Raw genomic sequence first — 16,997 nt, forward strand, 5'->3', positions numbered from 1 at the left:
AAGGTAGAAGGGTTTGCTACAGGGGGCAATCCGTACATCCACGGGTTCGTATCCGTAATTTTACGGATGTTAAATTCCGTAATCTTACAGATGTCTATCTTTTATTCTCTCCGCTAACTTTACTCCCAATCAAATAAAATCTAGAGAAACCATGAAAAGATTACTCGTATTACCTCTCGTTGTTTTCATGATGCATGCATGGGGACAAAAAACGACACCTGAACACTTATATGATATGGGTGGCAAAATTGACTTTTTTACGCTTTCGGAAAGTGGCGTATTGCTTGTCGCTGGTGGCGGCGGACTGGCGGGTATACACCCTGGAGCAGAAAAACCACATTTTGTCTTTACGGAATATGGAAAAGTAAAAGAAGAGGAATTGGAATTTGTTCCAGCATCTCCGTATGTGATTGTCAACCAGGGTTCGTTGTTGACATCGAAGAAAACGGTTATTGACTTAGTTACCGGTAAAGTACTTTTTGCTACCGAAGACAACGGCTGGCGTAATATAGCGCAGGCCAAGGTTTTCCTACCTCAAAATAAGTTGGTTGTCATCGGGAACAGAAGCAAAAAGGAAGATTATCTGTTGGCTACAGGTATTTATGATCTGGCTACAGGAAAGCAGGACGGTTTTGCTTCCTTAGATCCCAAAGCGGGCAAGGTACGCATGGGTAATTCCGTACCACAAAGTTCGGGCGAGCCGTTTTTGAGCGGTGACCGGGTGTTGGTGCCGACGACGAAGAGTATGGTCTGTGCCAATTTCAAAAATGGAGAGATTGTGTGGACGGCTGATCTGGATAAAATCAGCTGGATGTCGGCCGACAAAACCGGTAGAGAAATTTACGGCTTTGAAGAGCGACCAAATGGCGATACCCGTATCCATAAAATCAGCAACACGGGCGAGCTGCTTTGGAAGAAAGAACGGAAGATAAAAGGGAAAATTTCCCGTTTTGAGATTCTACCACAAGGTTTGGCGATCGTCAGTGATGTAGACAATTCTGGGAAAAGTGGGATAGCAAAATTAGTTGTTGGAAATTCCGAATCCAAGATTGCATTTCTGGATGCAGCTACGGGCGAAGATCTGTGGGAAAAGGCACCAAAAACTAAGGGATATGTCCAGCATTTCTATATTCTAGAAGACGGCATTCTGTTTGGCATATATTCAGGTGGTATTAATAAAATATCTTTTGACGGTACAACGCTGTTCAAAAAACCCTTAAAAACAGGAGAGAATATTCATACCATGGCTCGTACGCCACAGGGCGTGATTTATATTACGGATACCGATGCGAATATCATTGATCTTAGTACAGGTGAATCGGTATGGAATAATCCGATTAAATATAAGAAAGCAAGAGGTGTGGTGAGCACGTATGACAAAGACCATGGGCGCTATCTGATTAGTACAGGAGACGAGGTATTGGCCATTGATGAAAAAGACGGTGGAGTCAGTACGCTCGCAAAAATTGAATTTAAGGAAAAAGAAGTTCCGGGTCAGATTGTCGTGAGGGACGGAGGTATATTGCTCGCTGCCGACCAAAACCTCTGCATGCTGGATTTTGAAGGTAAAGAAAAATTCCATGGATATTATAAATCCCCTGGTCAAGGAGGTTTTCTCAAAGCGACATATGGCGTGTTAGCTGTAGCTTCGATGGCCATGTCTTCAGCTGCAGCCTATCAGGGTGGACGCTATGGTACGTATGCCGGTAGCAACCAATTGAACAGTTACGGCGAACAAATGAAAGCCTATCAAGAAGGTTTTGCCAATATCGCTTCCGTCTCTTTTACGGCAATGAACAAACGTTTTAAGGCGACATCGGCGACGGAGAATGCACAGTTTATTCTTACGGCATTGGATGCTGGTATTGGTTTGGTTAAGATCAATAAAGATACCGGAAAAGCAGAAAAGGAAATCGTATTGAAAGATAAAAAGCCAGAATATAAAGTCGATGACTGGGGTGGTTATTTGTATTACAAATCGGGAAATGGTGAGGTTTCGGCTTTTAAGCTTTGACAATTAGGGAATGAAGTCTAAAATATTAAACACTAAAATAAATATGATGAAAAATAGTATTTTAAAATTTTCGATCGGGCTTATAGCCGTGATGATGACAGGACTGATGTCTTGTGAGAAAGAAGGCGAGGATGGTGACAAGGACAAAAACGGTGATTTTTATCTTACGGCCGAAATAGGCGAAGCAAGCTTTACGGCTGATCTGAGTGATGCCGAAACCTGGGGAGCCTTTAAATACCATCAAGGTACCCTAACGATCAGTGTGGCAGATAATATAGCCAATGTAGGAGAAGGTACTATTATGCTCAATATATTGGATGGCTATAAGGGTGCGGGAACATACAAGGTAGGCGTAGGTGGAAATGTCAAAAACTATGCGCGTTACACGATCGGTTCTATGGGTACGGGCAATCTGAATTTCTGGGCTGCCGAAACAGGAAGTGCATCATCTGCCAATGATATTGGAAAAGGGAGCATTGTGGTGACTTCCGATAAGAGTGGTGTGGTGGAGGGAACATTCCAGTTTGATGGTTACAATAACACCGACGAAACCACGAAGAAAGTTGCCGAAGGCAAGTTTAGGTTAAAAGTTCAATAATAACAAGGGATAAGAACTTCGATGAGGACAATCGGGTAAACCGATTTTTTTCATAACTCTAGATTAGCGTGTTGCACTTCGTTGCTGCACGCTTTTCTTTTTAGACTGTAAGCCTACTGCCTAAAGCTTATAGCCTACCGCCTATAGCCTAAAATTTATTTCAAAAAAGGAGGTAACAATATCTTTCGATTGATGATATAAAGATAAACGAATTGCAAACTTTAAAATAAAACATCATGAAAAAGACATTGACATTCAAATTATTCGCTATCGCATGTAGCGTAGCGGTATTCGCTTCCTCTTGTAAAAACGACGGAACAGAAATTGGCATAGCACCGGCATCGTCAGCTAATTTTAAGGCCATGCGGGAAAAGGCACTTGCCGATCTGACACAGACCAAAGTATTCAAAGCAGAAGACGGTATCGTATTTACTTCTAAAAAAGGAGCAAAATTAACTATTGATCCGAACTGTCTTGTGGATGAGGACAATAATGCTGTCGATGGCAATGTAACGTTGTCCTTTATTGAAATCTATGACCGTGGAAATATGGTGGCGACCAACAAGCCAGTAATGGGTAAGGATGGTGACGGTAATCTACTTCCGTTGGTTACAGGGGGAGAGTATAACATCAAGATCGAACAAGACGGTAAGGAACTTAAATCTGGTTGTCAGTTTCAGGTACATATACCTGCAGCAAATACCGGCGACCTGGATGGCGCTATGATCTTATGGACCGGAAAAATCAATGATGACGGCAATCTGGTATGGGAAGAAGCTGGTGGGGATGGCAAAGAAGGTGGCATACGGCCGAATGAGCAGAGTGCAGGTTATGATATCTGGGGTAATGAGTTTGGATGGGCCAACGTGGATCGATTCTACAACGACCCAAGAGATAAAACGCAGATTAAGGTTACTGTCCCTGAAGGTTATGATAATAATAACTCAGCGGTATACCTGGCATACGAAGGCGAGCCTAATGTGTTGGCACAATTGGATACCTATGACACCGAAGATAAATTTTTCTCGGAACACTACGGATTTATTCCAATTGGCATGACGTTACATGTAGTTTTCGTGTCCGAAAGCAACGGTTCTGTGGTCTATGCGATCAAACAAGCGACTATTGTAGCTAATGGTACCATTGCTATCAGCAGTGACGATCTGGATACAACTACTAAAAATAATATCGTAAGCTTGATTAATGCACTCAACTAATAGGAAACAATACAACAACCCTTATAAGTCAGCAAGCTCTTCCTAATGGGAAGGGCTTGTTTGTTTGCAATATTTCGTAAATTAGCCGTTCGTAGGAATGGCTATTTTATCGCTCATAACGCCCATCGAATATCTCAAAGGTGTAGGTCCGCAAAAAGCCGATGTGCTTAAAAAGGAACTACAGGTTTTTACCATTGGTGATCTTCTGCAACATTACCCGTTTCGCTACATCGACCGTACGAAATTTCATAAGATACGACAAGTCAATGCCGATATGATGGGTGCGCAGATTATTGGTAGGCTGGTGTCTCTGGAGGAAGTAGGTGAAAAAAGAGCTAAGCGGCTGGTCGGGCAGTTTAAGGACGATACCGGCCAGATGGAGCTTGTCTGGTTTCAAAGTGTATCTTGGCTCAAAAAAAGCCTGAAGGTCGGTGCAGCCTATATTATTTACGGCAAGCCGTCCGAATTCAACGGGATGTTGTCGATGACACATCCGGAAATGGAGCTTTATCAAGCTTCCGAGAAGAGGGTAGGCAATATGACCATGCAGCCCGTCTATTCGTCGACCGAGAAACTCAAAAAGTTTCATCTGGATAGCAAAGGTTTACAAAAGCTGCAGCAAACAGCGTTAGAAACCGTTTACAGTTCGCTGACCGAAAACCTGCCATCCTATATTGTAGCGAAGCATCGCCTGATAGACTATGATAAGGCCCTGTTGTCCATCCATTTTCCACAACATGAAGAAGGACTCCGTGCGGCCATCCGCCGGCTGAAGTTTGAAGAGTTGTTCTTTATTCAGCTGCGCTTACTCCGCAACAAGCAGCTCAATACGCAGAAATATAAGGGACATGTTTTCGCGCAAGTAGGCGAAAAATTCAATACTTTTTTTAACGAACGGCTTCCTTTCCCCTTGACTAAAGCGCAGAAAAGAGTCATTAAAGAAATACGTCAGGATACGAACACCGGTGCCCAGATGAACCGGCTCGTTCAGGGCGATGTAGGCTCGGGCAAGACCGTGGTTGCGTTGATGAGTATGCTCCTCGCTATCGATAACGGTTATCAGACTTGTATGATGGCTCCTACAGAGATATTGGCAACACAGCACTATCACGGCTTGAAGAAGCTGGTCGGCGAAGATATCTGTCGGATCCGACTCCTTACAGGCTCTACGACAACAAAAGAACGACGTATCATCCATCAGGAGCTGGAAGAAGGTGCGTTGGACATCCTGATCGGAACACATGCGTTGATTGAAGATAAGGTCAAATTCAAAAATATCGGCTTTGTGGTTATCGATGAGCAGCACCGTTTTGGCGTGGAACAGCGGGCCAAGCTCTGGCGAAAAAATCCTATTCCCCCCCATATGTTAGTCATGACCGCCACACCTATCCCGCGTACCTTAGCTATGACGATGTATGGAGATCTGGATATCTCGATTATCGACGAACTTCCGGCAGGGCGTAAGCCGATTAAGACGGTTCATTTTTTTGAAAACCAACGTTTGCGTGTCTTCGGGTTTATGCGGGAGGAGATCGCTAAAGGTCGACAGGTGTATATTGTTTATCCGCTGATTAAGGAAAGTGAAAAAATGGACCTGCTTCATCTGGAAGCGGGCCTGGAAAGTTTACAGCGAGAATTTCCGTTGCCGCACTATCGGATATCCATCGTTCATGGTAAGATGCCCGTGAAAGACAAGGACTTTGAGATGCAACGTTTCGTCAAAGGCGAAACCCAGATTATGGTGGCTACTACTGTTATTGAGGTGGGGGTGAATGTACCGAATGCGTCGGTGATGGTCATTGAAAATGCCGAGCGGTTCGGGCTGTCACAGCTCCATCAGCTACGGGGCCGGGTAGGGCGCGGAGCGGAGCAATCATTCTGTATCCTGATGTCAAAAAATAAACTAAGCAAAGAAGGAAGAACCCGATTGGAGACCATGGTACGCACCAATGATGGCTTTGAGATTGCCGAAGTGGACTTGCAGCTTCGTGGCCCGGGCGATATCTCCGGTACACAACAATCGGGGGTTCTGGATTTGAAAATTGCTGATCTGGCTAAGGACCAGCAGCTCTTGACCGAAGCCCGTCAATCGGTCATGGTAATATTCGCCGAAGATCCTACGCTTACCTTACCCCAAAACGTATTGCTGCTTCAGTACGTGAACCAACGTTCTCCCGGTATTTCCTGGGATAAGATTTCGTAAAAAAACATTTACCTTTGTATCCCTGTTATTGGACAATGGGATAGGAGATCCCAAAGTTTTAACAGTTGAAGATAGAAATATGAAGTATATCATATACTGAAGAGAAGATATTCATGGGAAGACGATTTAAAATACACGACACCGCACCGAAACGTGAAACCGCTGTTCTGGTCTCTGTCATTACACCGGATGTGTCGGATCAGATGGCAAAGGATTATTTGCAGGAACTGGAGTTTTTAGTGACAACAGCAGGGGGGCAGACCGAACATATTTTTACACAAAAGCTGGCGAAGCCGGAACATGCTACGTTTGTGGGAAGTGGTAAGCTGGAAGAGATTAAAGCATATATTGACGCGGAAGAAATCGATATGGTGGTGTTTGATGATGAGCTCTCTCCATCACAATTGCGTAATATTGAACGCGAACTGAAATGTAAAATTCTGGATCGCTCCAATCTGATCCTTGACATTTTTGCCAACCACGCCCAAACCGCACAGGCGAAGACACAGGTCGAGTTGGCACAGCTGCAATACCTACTCCCTCGATTGACCCGGATGTGGACGCACTTGGAGCGTCAGCGCGGGGGGATCGGTATGCGTGGACCCGGGGAGTCGCAGATCGAGACGGACAGACGAATTATTCTCAACAAGATATCGCTGTTGAAAGAGCGGCTGAAAGTCATCGACAAGCAGAACGAAACACAGCGTAAGAACCGTGGCGAGATGATTCGTGTGGCGTTGGTAGGTTATACCAACGTGGGTAAATCGACAATTTTGAACCGGATTTCCAAGTCGGATGTATTGATTGAGAATAAGCTTTTTGCAACGTTAGATACGACCGTACGTAAGGTAGTCATTGATAACCTACCATTTTTGCTCTCGGATACCGTTGGGTTTATCCGTAAGCTGCCCCATCACTTGGTGGAGTCGTTCAAGTCTACGCTGGATGAAGTTCGTGAAGCCGATGTGCTGATCCATGTTGTAGACATTTCACACCCCAATTTTGAGGACCATATCGTGGCGGTCAACGAAACCTTGAAAGATATCGATGCTTTAGACAAACCCACGATTACGGTGTTTAACAAAATAGATGCCTACAAACCTCCTGTTGAAAGAGATGAAGAAGGGGAAGAAATAAAGGTCACATTAGAAGATTTTAAGAAATCCTGGATGGCCCGAAACTCCGATCCGGCTATATTCCTTTCGGCGACTGAGAAAACAAACATAGAAGAATTCAAGCAGAAGCTTTACGATATCATTTCGGAATTGCATACGGCGAGGTATCCGTATGATAATTTGTTGTATTAGCTTTAGGCAATAAGCTGTAAGCGATAGGCTATAAGCTTAAAGCATACAGCCAAAACTCAAAATAATGAGGGATTTTAAACGATATCAAGTATGGCAAAAAAGTCATAGGTTGACTTTACATATATTCGAAGTGACTAAATGTTTTCCATCTGATGAAAAGTTTAGAATAATATCTCAAATGCAGCGTGCAGCTTATTCTATTCCAAGTAATTTTGCAGAAGGGTGTGGAAGACGTTCTGATAAAGATTTTGATCGGTTTATACAAATAAGTTTAGGTTCAGCTCACGAATTAGAATATTTTGTAATTCTATCGACAGATTTAAACTTTCTTGATACAGCCATATCTTCAACGTTAATAGAAGAAATAAATATGGTCAAAAAACAACTGTTTTCATTAAGTCAAAAATTAAAGAGCCTATAGCTTATGGCCTAAAGCCTACAGCATAAGAACTATGAACAAACAGGTACAATATGTGGATTGGGGCTTGGTGGACTACCAAGAGGCCTGGAACAGGCAAGAGGAAATCTTTGCGCAAACGGTGGCTATCAAAAATGCGAACCGGATAAATAATACGCAAAACCCTACGCCTAATTTCCTGGTGTTTACCGAACACCCTCATGTCTATACGTTGGGTAAAAGTGGTCATGAAGAATACTTACTCTTGGATGAAGGGGGGTTAAAAGAGAAGGAAGCTACTTTTTACAAGATTAATCGAGGTGGTGATATTACCTATCATGGACCAGGGCAGATCGTCGGCTACCCCATTCTGGATCTGGACAACTTTTTTACCGATATCCATCTATACTTACGGACGTTAGAAGACGCTATCATATTGACTTTGGCCGACTATGGTATTGAAGCAGGGCGTTACCCGGGTTATACGGGTGTTTGGTTGGATGCCGATAATGAAAAGGCACGTAAGATATGTGCGATGGGGGTGCGGGCTTCCCGTTGGGTTACTATGCACGGTTTTGCCTTCAACGTCAATGCCAATCTGGACTATTTTGGTTATATTATCCCCTGTGGTATCGACGACAAGGACGTGACCTCCATGGAGCGCGAGCTGGGTCATAAGATGGATATGGATGAGGTAAAAGATAAGTTGAAGGGGCACATTGCCGCATTGTTTAAGATGGAACTGCTGTAAGCTGTAACAATGATTTATCTTCACATCCCTTTCTGTAAGCAGGCCTGTCATTACTGTGACTTTCACTTCAGCACCTCGTTGAAGTACAAGGACGAATTGTTGGCCGCCATGCATAAAGAAATCGAGCTCCGCTCAGATTATCTGGAAGATCGGTCGGTGCAGAGCATTTACTTTGGCGGAGGTACCCCTTCTATCCTGCAGCCGGAGGAAATCCAAAAACTGATCGATAGTATCGCTATACGCTTCGATGTCACACCCGATGCTGAAATTACCCTCGAAGCGAATCCGGATGATTTGGATATTCATCAGGTAAAGGCACTTCGAGCGACGCCTATCAATCGATTCAGTATTGGTATACAGTCGTTTTATGAAGAGGATCTACGGTGGATGAACCGTGCGCATAATGCGCAGGATGCGGATGCGTCTATTAAACGGGTCCAAGATGCCGGGTTTGCAAATATTACCTGTGATTTGATTTATGGTTATCCTTTGCTGACCAACGAAAAGTGGGCCACGAACATGTCTAAGCTTATCGAACTTCAGGTGCCGCATGTCTCTTCCTACGCCATGACTGTAGAAAAAAGGACGGCTTTGGATCATTTTATACGGCAGGGGAAAACATCACCAATGGATGATGAACAGAGCGCCGAGCAGATGTTGATGCTTATCGAGACTTTGACCGGCAATGGTTTTGAGCATTACGAAATATCGAATTTTGCTAAAGGAGGTATGTATGCTCGACACAACACGAATTACTGGAAAGGAAAGCATTACTTGGGTATAGGCCCTTCTGCACACTCGTTTAACGGTATCTCCCGGAGCTGGAACATCGCTAACAATGCACGGTATATTTCAGCTATAGGAAAAGGAACTTCCTTTCAAGAGACAGAACTCCTCTCTTTGCAAGATCGCACAAATGAGTATGTGATGACGTCGTTGCGTACGATGTGGGGAGTAGATTTATCTTATTTTGAGCATGAATTTGGAAAGGATTCACTACAGGGTATATTGAAGGAAGCGCAACCTTTTATAATAAGCGGGCAGCTGGTGCAGGATGATACCGCGCTAATTTTGAGCAAACAGGGGAAACTGATGGCCGATCATATTATCAGTGCGTTATTTAGGATTTAACATCCTCTTGGATATCCAACAACTTCTCCGTTTCCAGATACTTCATGATAATTTGTGTCGCTCCGGCTCGCTGTTGTACGTAGTTGGCTGCTGCATGGCCCGCCTCTTTTCTTTTTTCTTCATCTAAAAGTGCTTCAAACACGCGTTGCAATTCTTCTGCACTACCGATGGAGAACCCTGCACCTAATACCAATAGATCTATGGCTTCCTGAAATTTCTCGTATTTAGGGCCAAAAATAACGGGTATGCCATACGCAGCGGCTTCCAAGGTATTGTGGATGCCAACTCCGAACCCACCTCCGATATAGGCCATGTCACCATAGTGATACAACGAAGAAAGCATACCGATATTGTCAATGATAAGGACTTGTGCTTGTTGCATCGCCTCGGCTGAAGCGTTGTTTAGCTGGGAAAAGCGTATGGACGAAGGAAAGAGTTGCGATAAAGCATCGATATGCTCCCGATGCACTTCATGCGGTGCAAGGATAAATTTCCATTGCGCATGCTGTTGTGCTAAAGACTGCAGGTGTTCTTCATCCGGTTGCCATGTACTACCGGCCACCAGTACGGGATGGCTGCCCACGAACTTCTGCACCTCAGGTATTTCCTGAAGCTGTTTGGGTAGTTCGACAACGCGATCAAAACGGGTATCCCCCGCCAGTCCCGCCTTGGTAATACCGATCCATTTGAGCATGTGCACACTCTCCATATTTTGTGTAAAAAAGTAAGATACTTTTTTCAAAATCGAACGGTAAAAACCACCGTAAGGTTTGAAAAACAGTTGCTCTTCCCTAAAAATGGCGGAGATCATCAATAAGGGGATGCGTCGCTGTTGTAATGCATGGAAATAATGGAACCAATACTCGTATTTGGTAAATACTGCAAATTTAGGGCTGACGATATCCAAAAATTTACGCGCATGTGCGGCAGTATCTTCTGGCAGATAAAAGACATAGTCCGCCAAAGGTGTATTTTTTCTTATTTCATAACCCGAAGGGGAATAAAAAGTAATGATAATTTTTTCCCGGGGAAAATTTTTTTTGATCTGCTCCATGACAGATCTTCCCTGCTCAAATTCACCCAAGGAGGCGAAATGGAACCAAATGGGTTTTTGCCCTTGTTCAACCGTTTGATCGATATGTCGCAAGAGGTTTTTACGCCCCTCTACCCACTGCTTTGCCTTAGGTATAAAGGGAGAAACGCAACGTAACAATACGCCATAAAGGAAGATGCCGAGGTCATATAATAATCGCATATTGTGAAATATTACTTATCTTCGTCAAAGATATTAAACCTTTTCAAATTCACGACCAAGTGCAATCGAGTGTGCAGAAAAGAATATTAATTACGGGAGCAGCGGGTTTTTTAGGGTCACACCTTTGTGATCGTTTTATCCAGGAAGATTATCATGTGATCGCCATGGATAATCTGATTACCGGACATATCGGTAATATAGAGCATTTGTTTCATCTGCCGAATTTTGAGTTTTATCACCATGATGTGTCCAAGTTTGTGCACGTGCCGGGACATTTGGATTTTATCTTGCACTTCGCTTCGCCGGCGAGTCCCATCGATTATCTACGTATCCCCATCCAGACGTTGAAGGTGGGGTCACTGGGGACGCATAATTTACTGGGATTAGCAAAGGATAAAAAAGCACGGATATTGGTGGCGTCGACGTCGGAAGTATATGGAGATCCGTTGGTGTCACCGCAGTCGGAAGATTACCGGGGAAATGTTAATCCTGTCGGGCCTCGTGGCGTATACGATGAGGCCAAGCGATTTCAGGAAGCCATGACCATGGCGTATCACCGGTTTCATGGCTTGGACACCCGTATTGTTCGCATATTTAATACCTATGGCAGCCGCATGCGCATAGACGATGGGAGGGCTTTACCTAACTTCATACGACAGGCCATTCGTGGTGAAGATATTACCGTATATGGAGATGGTTTGCAGACGCGTTCGTTTTGTTATATTTCGGATCAGGTGGAGGGAATTTATAGCCTGTTGCAAGCAGATTATGCATTGCCGGTAAATATCGGAAACCCGGATGAGATTACTGTATTGGAGCTGGCTGAAGATATCGTTCGGTTGACGGACAGTAGTTCTAAAATTGTATTTCAGCAACTGCCTGCGGATGACCCGAAGCAACGGAAGCCGGATATTACACGGGCGAAGGACCTGTTGGCCTGGGAGCCGAAGGTTGGTCGAGAGGAGGGACTCCTCAAAACAATTGAATACTTTAAATTTGCACTATAAAACGTTTTAATACATGAGTAAGATATTAGTAACCGGCGGGACAGGATATATAGGCTCGCATACAGTGGTCGAACTTTTTCAGGCAGGATACACACCTGTTATTGTAGATGACCTCTCCAACTCCAATATTCGAATTCTGGATCAGATTGAAAAAATCATTGGAACGAAGCCGGAATTTCATCAATTTGATCTTTGTGATACAGCAAAGACCACGGAATTCATTCAAAATAATCCCGACATCACAGGTATTATCCATTTCGCTGCGTCAAAAGCAGTGGGGGAGTCTGTTATCGATCCCTTAAAATATTATGGAAATAACTTCTTTTCGTTGATTAACCTGCTTAATGCCTACCGGAATAAACCCATCAACTTTGTTTTTTCATCCAGTTGTACGGTCTATGGCGAACCGGATGTTCTTCCTGTTACGGAAGCTGCCCCGGTCAAAAAAGCAGCGTCGCCTTATGGCAATACCAAACAGATTGCAGAGGAGATATTAGAAGAAACGGCGAATGCCTATTCCAATTATAATGTGATAGCCTTGCGTTATTTTAATCCAGTCGGTGCCCATCAATCCGCCTTAATTGGAGAACTACCTATTGGAGTACCCCAAAATCTGTTGCCCTTTATTACCCAGACGGCTATCGGTAAGCGGGAGCGGCTAACGGTATTCGGAGACGATTACGATACGCCGGATGGCTCCTGTATCCGTGATTTTATCCATGTTGTCGATTTGGCTAAAGCGCATGTCGCTGCTATCAAGTTGCTCGAAAAGGGCAATCCAAATGGCAAATACGATGTGTTTAATGTGGGAACCGGAAACGGTTACTCCGTGTTGGAAGCCATTGCTGCTTTTGAAAAAGTATCTGGACAGCCGTTGAATTATAGCATCGGCCCTCGTCGTGAAGGCGATATCATTAAAGTATGGGGGGATGTAACAAAATCCACGCAAGAGCTCGGATGGAAAGCTGAATTGGGTATCGATGAGATGATGGCCTCCGCTTGGAAATGGGAGCAATATCTAAGGGATAATCCGATGGCATAACCGATAGCCTCATTATTTCAGGTGCTCGTTCGAATACACTAATACCGGTTTTTCATCGACACATTTAATACCATCCGGCGGAAGGATCATCATACAGTCAGATATAACGCCATGCTTTTCGTTGAAAGCACGTTCAGCCTCGTTATATTTTTTCACCAGCTGCAGAAAAGCCTCGGTATCGATCGAGTGGGGATAAGCAATGTAGGTCTGCGGACCACCACAGGCTTTGCTGCCCAGTGCGGTAAAACTCCATGCCGACGGATCGGTACATATGGCCGTATCGACCTGCTCCATGATTTTTTTACGGAGATCGGCCAAACTTTCCTCGTCGATGGCCCGCGAGGTGGATTGACTTTTTTGACAAGAGGCAAAGAAGAAGAAAACCGCAAAAAGTGCTAATAAACTACCTGTTCTCATAATCGTATCGTTTATAAAGATTTATTAGAGAACGCGCGAAGGCATAGGAATGCTACACCAAACCGGGTTTTCCGCTATATAAATAAGCTGTTAAGCTTTCCAGGCGATAACCGAGATTTCTACGTTTACGTTTTTAGGTAAGGTTTTGACGGCCACGCATTCCCGTGCGGGCTGATTGGTGTTAAAGTATTGTGCATACACTTCATTCACCGCACCAAAATAATCCATGCTACTTAAAAAAATAGACGTCTTCACCACATCCTCAAAGCTGTATCCTGCATGTTGCAGTATCGCATCGATATTTTTTAACACTTGATGTGTCTCATCGACGATGCCAGTGGTGATCAATTCCATACTTTCAGGGATTAGTGGAATTTGACCGGAAACATATAAGGTCTTATCCGCTTTGATGGATTGATTATAAGGTCCTATCGCTGCAGGAGCTTTTTCCGTATTGAGTATTTCTTTTTTTGCCATGCGATTTGTGGTGATATGGGTGAACTAAACAAATACGAAGATACAGGAGTGTATTGTAAATGTCAATAACAATCACAGCAAATGGCACAATGATTGTAAAAATTATGACGTTTTTGGGGTAAACATTAACTTTTGTAGCGATAGCTGTTTATTAAATGTAGTTTTGCTTTGTATGAAAAGATATGTATTGATATTTTCCGTCCTGTTGCTGGTGTTCGTTCATATTTCCTGCCGTTCGAGGAAAGGTACGACGCTTTCTCACCCCGTGCCCAAAGCCACGGTATCAACCCCTTATCTGGATACGGTAAAAAATATTCAGGAACCTGTAGTCAGGTCGCGGATGACCCCATCGGCCAATGAAAAGGTCATACCTATCGATGAAACTATTTCGGTTCAGCTTCCACCGATTCCACGGGAATTTAGAGCCGCGTGGATAGCGACTGTCGCTAATATCAACTGGCCCTCTCGGAATAATCTTTCCGTTGAACAACAAAAAAAGGAAGCTATTTATTTACTGGATCTCCTGAAAGAGAATAATTTTAATGCCATCATCTTTCAAGCCCGTCCCTCTGCAGATGCTTTATATCGCAGCTCCTACGAACCCTGGTCTTATTTTTTGACGGGCGAGATTGGCAGACAACCCCAACCGTATTATGACCCGTTGGAATTTTGGGTGGAAGAGGCGCATAAACGAGGGCTGGAGCTCCATGTTTGGTTGAACCCTTACCGCGCGCATCACACCAATGGAGGTGCTGTGACATCCGAATCGATGGTCCGAAAAGCCAGTGATTATATCGTACGGCTAAAAAATGGCATGTATTGGTTTGACCCCTCCGATCCCCGTACGCAAGACCATGCTGCTGCGGTAGTCAACGATATCGTGACACGATATGATATCGACGGTGTTCATTTTGACGATTACTTTTATCCCTATGCCTCGTATAACGGTGGTGCTGATTTTCCCGATTATAAGACATGGAGCGCCTACCAACGTAGTGGCGGTACGCTCACGCGAGCAGATTGGCGCCGGGAGAATGTGAATAAATTTATTCAGCGTATCTATAATGAAATCAAGATAGAGAAGAATTTTGTCAAATTCGGCCTTAGCCCTTTCGGTATCTGGAAGCCGGGGTATCCTGCGGGGATAACCGGGTCATCGCAATATGATGAACTGTATGCGGATGCCAAGCTCTGGCTAAATAAAGGCTGGATAGATTATTTTACACCACAGCTGTACTGGCCGATACAACCGGCAAGACAAAGCTTCACTGCACTCTTGAAATGGTGGGAGTCCGAAAATACACATCATCGTCATTTGTGGCCCGGTCTTAATACAGTGGGCATCAACGTAGCCGATAAGTCTTCCGAAATCATAAACCAAGTGTTGTTGACCCGAGGTATTTTGCCAAATTCTACCGGCGCTGTCCACTGGAGCATTGCAGGTCTCACCCAAAATCCTGACCTGCTCCGGAAATTGAAAAACGGCCCCTATGCGTCCAAAGCATTGGTGCCCAAAACACCTTGGTTAAAGGCCAATATCTTATTACAGCCCTCGCTCTTGCTGACCGATCAGCAGCACTATACCTTTGCAAAATGGCTGCATAAACAGCCCGATCAAGTGTTCCATTGGGTGTTGTATACACGTTATGATCAGGAATGGCACATGGAGATATTGGACTCCGCTGTGTCGTCCCGGGAGATTGTAAAAGACAGAAACGGAAAAAAACTCAATGCCGTTGCCGTGCAGGCTGTCGACCGTCTTGGCAACGAAAGTGAATATATAGCGAAGCCGGTAAAATAAATAATTGTATTTTTATTTCTAAATCAATGATTATGGCACGTACGCACTCCAGTCTCACGCTTTTTAATAAAACTATTTGTTGTTTTATCAGCGTATTTGCGATAACATTTTGCTATGGATGTCATTCCATTCAAAAGGATGGTGCCCAGCACGCTTCGGAAGTACAAGTGGATACGGCAGCAAATGCTGCTATCCTGACCGGTGCCGATCAATTATCGGTCTATTTGCCTTTACTGAAAGGAAAAAAAGTGGGTCTGATGGGAAACCAAACTTCCATTGTGGGAGAAGAAAAAGAACATCTGGTCGATGTGTTGCTACGTGAAGAAGTAGACTTAAAGTTTGCTTTTGCACCCGAGCATGGTTTTCGTGGCGATATCGAACGGGGCGAAAAAGTCTCTAATGAAGTGGATGAAAAAACGGGCTTACCTCTTTTTACCTTATACGGCGGTAATCAGAAGCAGGATTCGATTATCAGTTCCATCGATATCATGGTCTTTGATTTGCAGGATGTAGGCGCACGGTTTTATACCTACATTACGTCCCTACACCGAGTGATGGAACTTTGTGCCAAACACAATAAAGAACTTTTGGTTCTCGACAGGCCGAATCCTTGTGGCGATCAGGTCGATGGGCCTGTGCGGAAAGACGATAAATTTAAGTCAGGCGTATCCTTCCATAAAATCGCTATGATACACGGTCTTACCATCGGGGAGTTGGCGCAGATGATAAACGGTGAGCGTTGGTTGGAAGCCGGGAGGACATGTAAACTCCATGTGATCCCCGTGAAAAATTGGGATCATACAGTGCCCTATGAACTTCCCGTAATACCCTCGCCGAGCTTGCCCAATTACTTGTCCGTACGTCTTTACTCTTCCTTATGTTTGTTCGAAGCAACGGATGTATCCGTAGGTAGAGGTACCGATTGGCCTTTTCAGGTGGTGGGATATCCCGATCCCATTTTCGGTGACTTTACATTTACACCGACGGAACGCAGTGGCATGGCCAAGCATGTAGAGGGAAAAGGTGTCAAAAATTATGGGCTAGATCTGCGACATGTCGATGCCCATCGGCAGCAGTTTACGTTAAAGTATATTTTATATTTTTATAACAAGATGCCTGACAAGTCCAAATTCTTTACACGAGCAGATTTTTTTGATAAGCTTGCGGGAACGGATGAGCTCCGAAAACAGATAGTAGCCGGTAAAACCGAAGAAGAAATCAGCGCATCCTGGAAAGAGGATTTAGAGGCCTATAAGAAAATGCGTGCGAAGTATCTGCTGTACGCAGATTTTGAGTAAAATAATAGTCATTCCGAACGCCTAAAGGGATCCCTAACCGATAATCTCAGCTGCACGAACAAAAAATAAATCGGAAGTTCGT

At 44.2% G+C, this 16,997-nt stretch carries 15 protein-coding genes; 12 read left to right on the forward strand and 3 right to left on the reverse strand.

The features are described from left to right. Positions 1–151: 151 nt before the first annotated feature. The 8 genes from G5B30_RS10860 to hemW all read left to right on the forward strand — a co-directional run bounded on the left by G5B30_RS10860 (position 152) and on the right by hemW (position 9,618). Entirely contained in the window at positions 152–2,014 is a 1,863-nt protein-coding gene (locus tag G5B30_RS10860) for a PQQ-binding-like beta-propeller repeat protein (RefSeq protein WP_165320021.1), read from the forward strand. 46 nt (positions 2,015–2,060) lie between these two features. Next, positions 2,061–2,612: a DUF6252 family protein gene (locus G5B30_RS10865; protein WP_165320022.1), complete on the forward strand. Its 552-nt coding sequence runs from the start codon at positions 2,061–2,063 to the stop codon at positions 2,610–2,612. A gap of 236 nt (positions 2,613–2,848) precedes the next feature. Next, the gene (locus G5B30_RS10870; RefSeq protein ID WP_165320023.1) at positions 2,849–3,829 is read left to right on the forward strand and encodes a hypothetical protein; all 981 of its coding nucleotides are present in this window, start codon (positions 2,849–2,851) and stop codon (positions 3,827–3,829) included. A 97-nt stretch (positions 3,830–3,926) separates the two neighbouring features. Next, the gene (gene recG / locus G5B30_RS10875) at positions 3,927–6,032 is read left to right on the forward strand and encodes an ATP-dependent DNA helicase RecG (RefSeq protein ID WP_165320024.1); all 2,106 of its coding nucleotides are present in this window, start codon (positions 3,927–3,929) and stop codon (positions 6,030–6,032) included. 113 nt (positions 6,033–6,145) lie between these two features. Beyond that, positions 6,146–7,339: a GTPase HflX gene (hflX, locus tag G5B30_RS10880; protein ID WP_165320025.1), complete on the forward strand. Its 1,194-nt coding sequence runs from the start codon at positions 6,146–6,148 to the stop codon at positions 7,337–7,339. A gap of 64 nt (positions 7,340–7,403) precedes the next feature. Next, complete coding sequence (locus tag G5B30_RS10885) at positions 7,404–7,760, forward strand: four helix bundle protein (RefSeq protein WP_165320026.1); 357 nt, start codon at positions 7,404–7,406, stop codon at positions 7,758–7,760. A gap of 22 nt (positions 7,761–7,782) precedes the next feature. Continuing rightward, on the forward strand, positions 7,783–8,487 hold the full coding sequence (gene lipB / locus G5B30_RS10890; RefSeq protein ID WP_317164338.1) for a lipoyl(octanoyl) transferase LipB: 705 nt from the start codon (positions 7,783–7,785) through the stop codon (positions 8,485–8,487). 9 nt (positions 8,488–8,496) lie between these two features. Next, positions 8,497–9,618: a radical SAM family heme chaperone HemW gene (hemW, locus tag G5B30_RS10895; protein WP_165320028.1), complete on the forward strand. Its 1,122-nt coding sequence runs from the start codon at positions 8,497–8,499 to the stop codon at positions 9,616–9,618. Here hemW and G5B30_RS10900 read toward each other — a convergent pair. Further along, entirely contained in the window at positions 9,608–10,873 is a 1,266-nt protein-coding gene (locus G5B30_RS10900; protein WP_165320029.1) for a 3-deoxy-D-manno-octulosonic acid transferase, read from the reverse strand. The genes hemW and G5B30_RS10900 overlap by 11 nt on opposite strands. 71 nt (positions 10,874–10,944) lie before the next feature. Between G5B30_RS10900 and G5B30_RS10905 the strand changes: the two genes are divergently transcribed. Both G5B30_RS10905 and galE read left to right on the forward strand, forming a co-directional pair. Then, positions 10,945–11,880: a UDP-glucuronic acid decarboxylase family protein gene (locus G5B30_RS10905; protein WP_165320030.1), complete on the forward strand. Its 936-nt coding sequence runs from the start codon at positions 10,945–10,947 to the stop codon at positions 11,878–11,880. 13 nt (positions 11,881–11,893) lie between these two features. Next, positions 11,894–12,922: a UDP-glucose 4-epimerase GalE gene (gene galE, locus G5B30_RS10910; RefSeq protein WP_165320031.1), complete on the forward strand. Its 1,029-nt coding sequence runs from the start codon at positions 11,894–11,896 to the stop codon at positions 12,920–12,922. Between the two features lie 12 nt (positions 12,923–12,934). Here the strand turns inward: galE and G5B30_RS10915 are convergent, their stop codons facing one another. Both G5B30_RS10915 and G5B30_RS10920 read right to left on the reverse strand, forming a co-directional pair. Next, positions 12,935–13,339 carry a hypothetical protein gene (locus G5B30_RS10915; RefSeq protein ID WP_165320032.1) on the reverse strand — a complete coding sequence of 135 codons (405 nt, stop codon included), beginning with the start codon at positions 13,337–13,339 and terminating at the stop codon, positions 12,935–12,937. 90 nt (positions 13,340–13,429) lie between these two features. Continuing rightward, the gene (locus G5B30_RS10920; protein WP_165320033.1) at positions 13,430–13,816 is read right to left on the reverse strand and encodes a RidA family protein; all 387 of its coding nucleotides are present in this window, start codon (positions 13,814–13,816) and stop codon (positions 13,430–13,432) included. A 172-nt stretch (positions 13,817–13,988) separates the two neighbouring features. Here G5B30_RS10920 and G5B30_RS10925 point away from each other — a divergent pair, with 172 nt between their 5' ends. Then, complete coding sequence (locus tag G5B30_RS10925) at positions 13,989–15,617, forward strand: glycoside hydrolase family 10 protein (protein ID WP_165320034.1); 1,629 nt, start codon at positions 13,989–13,991, stop codon at positions 15,615–15,617. Positions 15,618–15,649: 32 nt separating this feature from the next. Further along, positions 15,650–16,915 carry an exo-beta-N-acetylmuramidase NamZ domain-containing protein gene (locus G5B30_RS10930; protein WP_165320035.1) on the forward strand — a complete coding sequence of 422 codons (1,266 nt, stop codon included), beginning with the start codon at positions 15,650–15,652 and terminating at the stop codon, positions 16,913–16,915. Positions 16,916–16,997 lie beyond the last annotated feature (82 nt).

The sequence above is a fragment of the Sphingobacterium sp. SGG-5 genome (genome assembly GCF_011043525.1).
GTDB lineage: Bacteria > Bacteroidota > Bacteroidia > Sphingobacteriales > Sphingobacteriaceae > Sphingobacterium.